This is a genomic window from Streptomyces glaucescens, from assembly GCF_002154375.1.
Taxonomy (GTDB): domain Bacteria; phylum Actinomycetota; class Actinomycetes; order Streptomycetales; family Streptomycetaceae; genus Streptomyces; species Streptomyces glaucescens.
The window spans coordinates 1-7826 of record NZ_MUND01000299.1 but is presented as its reverse complement, the minus strand read 5'-3'; the positions used below and the strand labels follow the sequence as shown (position 1 = coordinate 7826).

Annotated in this window: 10 protein-coding genes; 3 read left to right on the top strand and 7 right to left on the bottom strand. The window is 72.9% G+C overall.

The genetic code is table 11. The features are described from left to right. The 4 genes from CCN42_RS20285 to rimP form a co-directional block, all read right to left on the bottom strand. Positions 1 to 210 (bottom strand): translation initiation factor IF-2 N-terminal domain-containing protein (locus CCN42_RS20285; RefSeq protein ID WP_143661962.1); only part of this gene is annotated, 210 nt, incomplete at its 3' end. 149 nt (positions 211 to 359) lie between these two features. Next, entirely contained in the window at positions 360 to 656 is a 297-nt protein-coding gene (locus CCN42_RS20280; RefSeq protein WP_086737608.1) for a YlxR family protein, read from the bottom strand. 101 nt (positions 657 to 757) lie between these two features. After that, on the bottom strand, positions 758 to 1756 hold the full coding sequence (gene nusA / locus CCN42_RS20275) for a transcription termination factor NusA (protein ID WP_086737606.1): 999 nt from the start codon (positions 1754 to 1756) through the stop codon (positions 758 to 760). Positions 1757 to 1758: 2 nt separating this feature from the next. Then, positions 1759 to 2268 carry a ribosome maturation factor RimP gene (rimP, locus tag CCN42_RS20270; protein ID WP_086737604.1) on the bottom strand — a complete coding sequence of 170 codons (510 nt, stop codon included), beginning with the start codon at positions 2266 to 2268 and terminating at the stop codon, positions 1759 to 1761. A gap of 218 nt (positions 2269 to 2486) precedes the next feature. On the opposite strand from rimP, the gene CCN42_RS20265 reads away from it, so the two are divergent. From CCN42_RS20265 to CCN42_RS20255, 3 genes are read left to right on the top strand one after another with little or no spacing between them, the layout of a single operon-like run. After that, positions 2487 to 3026, top strand: a complete 540-nt coding sequence (locus CCN42_RS20265) for a hypothetical protein (protein ID WP_086737602.1) — start codon at positions 2487 to 2489, stop codon at positions 3024 to 3026. Then, positions 3023 to 3487 carry a ferritin-like domain-containing protein gene (locus CCN42_RS20260; protein ID WP_086737600.1) on the top strand — a complete coding sequence of 155 codons (465 nt, stop codon included), beginning with the start codon at positions 3023 to 3025 and terminating at the stop codon, positions 3485 to 3487. The genes CCN42_RS20265 and CCN42_RS20260 overlap by 4 nt, the downstream gene beginning before the upstream one ends. Positions 3488 to 3512: 25 nt before the next feature. Next, positions 3513 to 4412, top strand: coding sequence for an aminoglycoside phosphotransferase family protein (locus CCN42_RS20255; RefSeq protein WP_086737599.1), 900 nt, complete (start codon positions 3513 to 3515; stop codon positions 4410 to 4412). Positions 4413 to 4455: 43 nt separating this feature from the next. Here the strand turns inward: CCN42_RS20255 and CCN42_RS20250 are convergent, their stop codons facing one another. From CCN42_RS20250 to CCN42_RS20240, 3 genes are all read right to left on the bottom strand, one after another. Beyond that, a complete protein-coding gene (locus tag CCN42_RS20250; RefSeq protein WP_086737597.1) occupies positions 4456 to 6156 on the bottom strand; it encodes a proline--tRNA ligase in 1701 nt (566 codons plus the stop codon). A 108-nt stretch (positions 6157 to 6264) separates the two neighbouring features. Beyond that, positions 6265 to 6804, bottom strand: a complete 540-nt coding sequence (locus CCN42_RS20245; protein WP_086173378.1) for a GNAT family N-acetyltransferase — start codon at positions 6802 to 6804, stop codon at positions 6265 to 6267. 30 nt (positions 6805 to 6834) lie between these two features. Further along, complete coding sequence (locus tag CCN42_RS20240; protein ID WP_086173379.1) at positions 6835 to 7683, bottom strand: GNAT family N-acetyltransferase; 849 nt, start codon at positions 7681 to 7683, stop codon at positions 6835 to 6837. Positions 7684 to 7826: the final 143 nt, after the last annotated feature.

Here is a 7826-nt window from a genome sequence, read left to right as displayed (position 1 = left end):
CTTGGGGGCAGCCTTGCGCGGGGCGGGCTTGCCGGCGGACTTGCCGCTGCCACCGCCCTGGAAGGCGTCAGTCAGTTTGCGTACAACCGGCGCTTCGATCGTCGAAGACGCCGAACGGACGAATTCACCGAGTTCCTGGAGCTTGGCCATGACGACCTTGCTCTCCACACCGAACTCCTTGGCGAGTTCGTATACCCGGACCTTAGCCACTTCGCTCCTTTGAGGTCCGGGTTGCGTCCGGACCGTCGCTAGTTCATGGGCGTACTCATCGCGTACTCATCGAGTGCTCATCGCAATCTCGACCTGCTTTCGACTCGCGAGGTACCAAGCCGCACGGGGGGTTCCGCACGGCACGCTTCTTACCGTGTTGCCTGTTCGGCAACTGTTGTCCGCTCGACGTAGAGGCGCAACGCCTTTGTTTCGAGCGCTCCCGGGGCGCGCAGTGCCCGCGTGAACGCCCGGCGGCGTACCGCCTGGTCGAGACAGACCGGTGTGGGGTGAACGTACGCACCCCGGCCGGGCAGCGTACCGCGAGGATCGGGGACGCACTCGCCCTCGACCGCCACGATGCGCAGCAGCTCCGTCTTGGCCGCTCGTTCCCGGCACCCCACACAGGTGCGTTCAGGGCATGCGCGGATCCGCGTCCGGCCAGACACTCTTAAGTCTACCTCCCCGTACGCACCTCACCCCTTTGGGGCAGGATTCGAACAGTTCCGCGCACGAACCTGTCGTGATCTCAGCGCCGCGCGGCTCGGATCTATTCCCCGGTCTGGTTCCCGGACTGCTCGGTGTCCGGGCGGATGTCGATCCGCCAGCCGGTGAGCCGGGCCGCGAGCCGGGCGTTCTGGCCCTCCTTGCCGATGGCCAGCGACAGCTGGTAGTCCGGCACGATCACCCGCGCGGAGCGGGCGGCCAGGTCCACGACCTCGACCTTCGACACCCGGGCCGGGGAGAGCGCGTTCGCCACCATCTCGGCCGGGTCGTCCGACCAGTCGACGATGTCGATCTTCTCGCCGTTCAGTTCGCCCATGACATTGCGCACCCGGCCGCCCATGGGGCCGATGCAGGCGCCCTTGGCGTTCAGACCCGAACGGGTGGAACGGACGGCGATCTTCGTACGGTGACCCGCCTCACGTGCGATGGCGGCGATCTCGACGGACCCGTCGGCGATCTCCGGCACCTCCAGCGCGAAGAGCTTCTTCACCAGATTGGGGTGGGTCCGGGAGAGGGTCACGGACGGACCGCGGACACCCTTCGCCACGCGCACGACGTAACTCCGCAGGCGCATGCCGTGCGGGTAGGTCTCGCCGGGGACCTGCTCCTGCACCGGCAGGATGGCCTCCAGCTTGCCGATGTCGACGAGCACGTTCTTCGGGTCGCGGCCCTGCTGGACCACGCCGGTGACGATGTCGCCCTCGCGGCCGGCGTACTCGCCGAGCGTCGCGTCGTCCTCGGCGTCGCGCAGCCGCTGCAGGATGACCTGCTTGGCGGTGGTGGCGGCGATACGGCCGAAGCCGGACGGGGTGTCGTCGAACTCGCGGGGCTCCTGGCCCTCCTCGAGGTCCTCCGGGTCCTCCTTCGCCCACACGGTCACGTGACCGGTCTCGCGGTTGAGCTCCACACGCGCGTGTCGGCGGCTTCCCTCGGTGCGGTGGTAGGCGATGAGGAGGGCCGACTCGATGGCCTCGACCAGCAGGGAGAAGGAGATCTCCTTCTCCCGTACCAAGCCCCGCAGGGCACTCATGTCGATGTCCACGGCTACGCCTCCTCTTCCTTCTTGTGGGACTTCTCGTCCTTGCGGTTGAACTCGACCTGGACGCGCGCCCTGGCGATCTCCGGGAAGGCCAGCCGGCGCGCGGTGGCCTTGCGGCCCTTGACTCCGGGCACCTCCAGCTCGACGCCCTCGTCGTCGACGTCGAGGATCCTGGCGACCAGCTCGCCGCCCTCCGTCAGCTGGAACCTCGCCAGCCGGCCCGTGGCGCGCACATAGTGCCGGTGTTCCGTGAGGAGGCGTTCCGCGCCCGGGGTGCCGACCTCGAGGGTGTACTCGCCCTCGCCCATCGCGTCCGTCTCGTCGAGCCTCGCCGAGAGCGCGCGGCTCACATCGGCGATCTGGTCCAGGTCCGCCCCGGTGTCGGAGTCGACGACGACGCGCAGCACCCGCTTGCGTCCGACCGAGTCCACCGCGATCTCTTCGAGATCCAGGCCCTGGGAGCTGACGAGCGGTTCCAGCAGTTCTCGCAGCCTCTCGCTCTGGGTGGTGCTCATCCGGGTGACTCCTCGGCCGCGTGTGCTGTTGTGGGATGGGTCGCGTGTCAGGTGAAAGGGTATCCGGTCCCAGGGTGTGTTGCCGTCCACCGGTGTCCGTCCCCGGTGTCGGGGCGGTGCCGGTGAGTGGTGTCGGACACATGCGCGGGTACGGTGATCACGGGCGGCCCGCCGGGTGCCGCTCATGACGTTCGTACGAGCCTCCGAGGACGCCAGCCGTGCCGTACCCTCCGCCGTCGCGCACCCCCTCGGGGCCGCGCCGCAGAACCCTGCTCGCCTCGGCCGCCGGGGCCGCCCTGCTGTCCGGCTGCACCGCCGGGTCCGAGGACTCCGGCGGTGCAGCCGGCCCGTCGGCCGCGGACCGGGTCCGCGCGCGGGCCGCCCGGGACAGCGGACGCCTGGTCGAGCGGTACGACGCGGTGCTCGCCGCGCACCCGGGGCTGGCGGAGCGGCTGGCACCGCTGCGGGCCGAGGTCGTACGGCACCGGCAGGCCTTCGGGGGCGGGGCGAGGCGCTCCGCGCAGGGCTCGCCCCCGGCGTCGCCGTCCGCCTCGGCCGCGCCCCCGGTGTCCCCGTCGCCCGCCGTGCCCAGCGACGAGAGGGCGGCCCTCACCGAGCTGGCCGTCGCCGAGCGGGCGCTCGCCGACCGGCGGGCGAAGGCCCTGATGGACGTGCCGGGCGAGCTGGCCCGGCTGCTGGCCTCGGTGGCCGCGGCCGGGGCGGCGCACGCGTATCTGCTGACGGAGGCGGCGAAGTGAGCAAGGCGTCGAAGCAGGAGCTGGGGGCGCTGCAGGCGGCGCTCGCGGCGGAGCACGCGGCCGTGTACGGCTACGGGGTCGTCGGGGGGCGGATCCGCGAGGAGCGGCGTGCGGAGGTCCGGGCGGCGTACGACGCGCACCGGGCGCGGCGGGACGCGCTGGCGCGCGAGGTGCGGGACCTGGGCGGCGAGCCGGTCGCCGCGGCGGCCGGCTACGCGCTGCCGTTCCCGGTGACGGACGCCGAGAGCGCCGGCCGGCTCGCCGCCGAGCTGGAGGACCGCGTGGCCGGGGTCTACTCCGACCTGGTGCGGGCGGCCGAGGGACAGCGCCGGGGCACGGCCGCCGCCGCGCTGCGGGAGGCGGCGGTGCGGGCGGTGCGCTGGCGGGGCGGGAGCGTAGCCTTCCCTGGGCTCGCCGAACGGGCGGGTGCCGCCGGGGCGTCCGCGACGCCCACGACGTGACGCACCGGAAGGGAACGACTCGCGTATGGCTTTCGAACCGCCGCGGCGTCTGGTGAGGGCGCTCGGTGAGACGGCACCGGACGGTGACGACTGGTTGGAGAAGCTGCCCGAGACGGCCCGGCGGGCCGTCGCGCTACGCGAGTTGACCGTCGAGCGGGTGCAGGTGCCGGGTGGCCGCAGCAGTCTGGTGGTGCTGGTGCGGCGCCCGGACGGGACCCCGGCCGTGCTGAAGCTGGCACCGTCCCGGGCGCGTCCCGAGAGCGAGCGGGCCGCGCTCGCCCACTGGGGCGGACGGGGTGCCGTGCAGCTGCTGGAGGAGGGCTCGCCCGACAGGGCGCTGCTGCTGGAGCGGCTGCACCCGGATGTGTCGGTGCGGTCGCTGCCGGAGGCGAAGGCGCTGCTGGAGGCGGCGGGCACGCTGCGCCGGCTGTGGGTGACACCGCCCGAGGGGCACGCTTTCGAGACGGTGGCCGGGCGCACCGGCCGGCAGGCCGCGGCGATGCGGGCGAGCGCGGAGGCGGACGCCGAGGTGGCGCCGCTGGTCGAGACGGCGCTCGCGGCGCGTGAGGAACTGCTGGCGGCGCCGCCGGAGGAGAAGCTGCTGCACGGAACGCTCCGGCAGAGCAAGGTGCTCGCCGGGGAGCGGATGCCGTGGCTGGCGGTGGGCCCCGATCCGGTGGTCGGCGAGTGCGCGTTCGACCTGGCGCGGCTGGTGCGGGACCGGGTGGAGGATCTGATCGCCCAGCCGTCGGGCGCGGCGACGACCCGCCGCCGGGTGAAGCGGCTCGCGGAGTCGCTGGACGTGGACCAGGAGCGGCTGCGCGGCTGGACGCTGTTCCGGGCGGTGGAGTCGGGCGTACGGGCCCGCAGGGTCGGCCGGGAACAGGACGCGGAGCTGCTGCTGGAGTTCGCCGGCTGGCTGTAGGCCCGGGGGCCCGAGGGCGGCGGCCCCCGGACCCCCGGATGGCTCACGCGGTCAGGCGCGCGACGGCCTCCTCGACCGTCAGCTCCTCGCGCTCGCCGGTCCTGCGGTCCTTCAGCTCGACCACGCCCTCGCCGGCCCGGCGGCCCGCGACGAGGATCTGCGGCACGCCGATCAGCTCGGAGTCGGTGAACTTCACGCCCGGCGAGACGCCCGCGCGGTCGTCCACGAGGACCCGCACCCCGGCCGCCGCCAGCCGCTCGGAGATGTCGAGGGCCAGCTCGGTCTGGAGGGCCTTGCCGGCCGCGACGACGTGGACGTCGGCGGGGGCGATCTCCTTGGGCCAGCACAGGCCCTTGTCGTCGGCGGTCTGCTCGGCGAGCGCGGCGACCGCGCGGGAGACGCCGATGCCGTAGGAGCCCATGGTCACGCGGACCGGCTTGCCGTTCTGGCCGAGGACGTCCAGTTTGAGGGCGTCGGTGTACTTGCGGCCCAGCTGGAAGATGTGGCCGATCTCGATGGCGCGGTCCAGCTTGAGGCCGGTGCCGCACTTGGGGCAGGGGTCGCCCTCCTGGACCACCACGACGTCGACGTACTCGTCGACCTCGAAGTCACGGCCCGCGACGACGTTCCTGGCGTGAGTGTCCGGCTTGTTGGCGCCGGTGATCCAGGCGGTGCCGGGCGCCACGCGCGGGTCGGCGACGTACTTCACCTTGCCGAGGCCCTGCGGGCCGACGTAGCCGCGGACCAGGTCGGGGCGGGCCGCGAAGTCGGCCTCGGTGACCATCTCGACGGCCGCCGGGGCGAAGTGCGCCTCGACCTTGTCCAGGTCGACCTCGCGGTCGCCGGGGACGCCGACGGCGACGATCTCGCCGTCGACCTTCACCAGGAGGTTCTTCAGCGTGGCGGAGGCCGGGACGCCGAGGGAGGCGGCCAGGGTCTCGATGGTGGGGGTGTCCGGGGTGGGGATGTCCTCGGCGGCGGGCACGCCGGCGGCGTCCACGGGCTTCAGCTCGTAGGTGATCGCCTCGGTGTTGGCGGCGAAGTCGCAGTTCGGGCAGTCGGCGAAGGTGTCCTCGCCGGCCTCGGCCGGGGCCAGGAACTCCTCCGACTTGGAGCCGCCCATGGCGCCGGCGGTGGCGGCGCAGATGCGGTAGTCGAGGCCGAGGCGCTCGAAGACCTTCTGGTAGGCCTGGCGGTGCAGGGCGTAGGAGCGGGCGAGGCCCTCGTCCTCCAGGTCGAAGGAGTACGAGTCCTTCATCAGGAACTCACGGCCGCGCAGGATGCCGGCCCGGGGGCGGGCCTCGTCGCGGAACTTGGTCTGGATCTGGTAGAGGATGACCGGCAGGTCCTTGTAGGAGGACGCCTGGTCCTTCACCAGCAGGGTGAAGATCTCCTCGTGGGTGGGGCCGAGCAGGTAGTCGCCGCCCTTGCGGTCCTGGAGGCGGAACAGCTCGGGGCCGTACTCGTCCCAGCGGCCGGTGGCCTCGTAGGGCTCGCGCGGCAGCAGGGCGGGGAGCAGCACCTCCTGGGCGCCGATGGCGTCCATCTCCTCGCGGACGACGCGCTCCACGTTGGCGAGGACCTTCTTGCCGAGCGGCAGCCAGGTCCACACGCCCGCCGCGGTCCGGCGCACATAGCCGGCGCGGACGAGCAGCTTATGGCTGAGGACCTCGGCGTCCGCCGGGTCGTCGCGCAGGGTCTTCGCCATCAACTGGGACATGCGCTGGACCGGTGCGTTGGCCATGGTTCTCGTACTCCTGCTGACGGGGGTCCCCCCGCCCGGGCGAAGCCGAGAGTGGGGGAAGGTGGTGGCTAGGAGGTTAGCCGGGCGGTGCTGGGCGGTGGAAATCGGTTAACGGCGGCGCAGCGGCAGCGGGGCGCCCATCACGGCGTACGGCCGGGGCGCGCTGGGGAACAGGACGCGGCGGGCGAGGTCCTGGTAGCCGAGGGAGTGGTAGAGGCCGCGGGCCGGGCTGTCGGTGTCGATCGCGGAGAGGATCGAGCGGGGCTCGGCGGCGCTGTCGGTGATCGCCGTGATCAGGGCGCGGCCGATGCCGCGGTTCTGGTGGTGGGGGTGGACGTGCAGCTCGGTGATGACGAAGGAGTCGTCGAGCCAGCCCTCGTTGCCCTGGGCGCGCAGATAGGGCTCCACGACCGTCGACCACCAGTGGGTGCGGCTGTTGGGCATGCCGTAGACGAACCCGGCGAGGCGGCCGTCGGCCGTGGTGGCGCCGAGGGCGCGGGCCCCGCGGTAGGTCATGTGGCGCAGCACGATCTGGCGGCGTACGGCGACTTCGTCCGGGCCGAGTCCGAACGCCAGGGCTTGCACGGCCAGCGCTTCGTCGACGTGGGCGGGGAGGTCGAGGGGGGCGATCGTGATGTCGCGAAGCATGTCGGCGAGCCTACAGCGGGCGGAGCCGTCTCAGAACAGCACGCTCATGAAGGCTCCGGCCTCCCGGAAGCCGACTCGCCGGTACGTCCTGCGCGCCGCCGTGTTGTAGTCGTTCACGTACAGGCTGGCCACGGGGGCCACGTCGGCGAGGGCGTAGCGCAGGACCGCCGCCATGCCGGGGGCGGCCAGTCCCTTGCCCCGGTGCTCGGGGGCCACCCAGACGCCCTGGATCTGGCAGGCCTGCGAGGTCGCCGCGCCGATCTCCGCCTTGAACACGACCTTGCCGTGCTCGTCGATGCGGGCGAAGGAACGGCCGGAGCCGACGAGTTCGGCGACCCTCGCCTGGTAGAGCAGGCCGCCGTCGCCGGCCATCGGGGAGACGCCGACCTCCTCGGTGAACATCGCCACGCAGGCCGGCATGATCGTCTCCATCTCGTCCTTGCGGACGCGGCGGACGTACGGGTCCGGGGCGATGTCGTCGGGCATCCGGTCGGTGACCATCAGCGGCTGGCGGGCGCGGACCTCGCGGGCCGGCCCCCAGTGCGGTTCGAGCAGCCGCCACAGCTGGGCGGTGGGCTCCGCGGGGCCGACGATCGAGGAGCAGCGGCGGCCAGCCCGGCGGGCGCGGTCGGCGAAGGCGCGGACCGCGCGCGGGGTGGCGCAGATGGGGACCAGGTTGGCGCCGGCGTAGCACAGGGACGTGAGCATGCCGTCCTCGTACCAGCCCCATATCTCGCCGCCGAGGCGCCACGGGTCCAGGCCGGCGACCTGGACGCGGGAGGTCACGAAGGCGTTGGTGACCGGCTCGCGGTGCAGGACGGCGAGCGCGGCGTCCAGGTCGCTCGGTTCGAGGACCCGGGAGGTGGTCTGGGTCAGCACGTGCGGGAGCCCTCCGGGGTCAGCTGCTGGTCTCCGCACTGTACCCGCGGATGCGCTGCGCTTGCTCGGGCGGCGGGCGCCCGGGGACCCGGGGGGCGTGGCGGCGCGGCTGCGGGCCGTGAGGCTGACCCGGGGTTACCCGC

Excerpts from the sequence above, each read along its gene's own strand:
- rimP (WP_086737604.1), bottom strand. The coding sequence starts at position 2,268 with ATGAGCACCACCCAGAGCGAGAGGCTGCGAGAACTGCTGGAACCGCTC.
- CCN42_RS20245 (WP_086173378.1), bottom strand. The coding sequence starts at position 6,804 with ATGCTTCGCGACATCACGATCGCCCCCCTCGACCTCCCCGCCCACGTC.
- CCN42_RS20255 (WP_086737599.1), top strand. The coding sequence starts at position 3,513 with ATGGCTTTCGAACCGCCGCGGCGTCTGGTGAGGGCGCTCGGTGAGACG.
- CCN42_RS20250 (WP_086737597.1), bottom strand. The coding sequence starts at position 6,156 with ATGGCCAACGCACCGGTCCAGCGCATGTCCCAGTTGATGGCGAAGACC.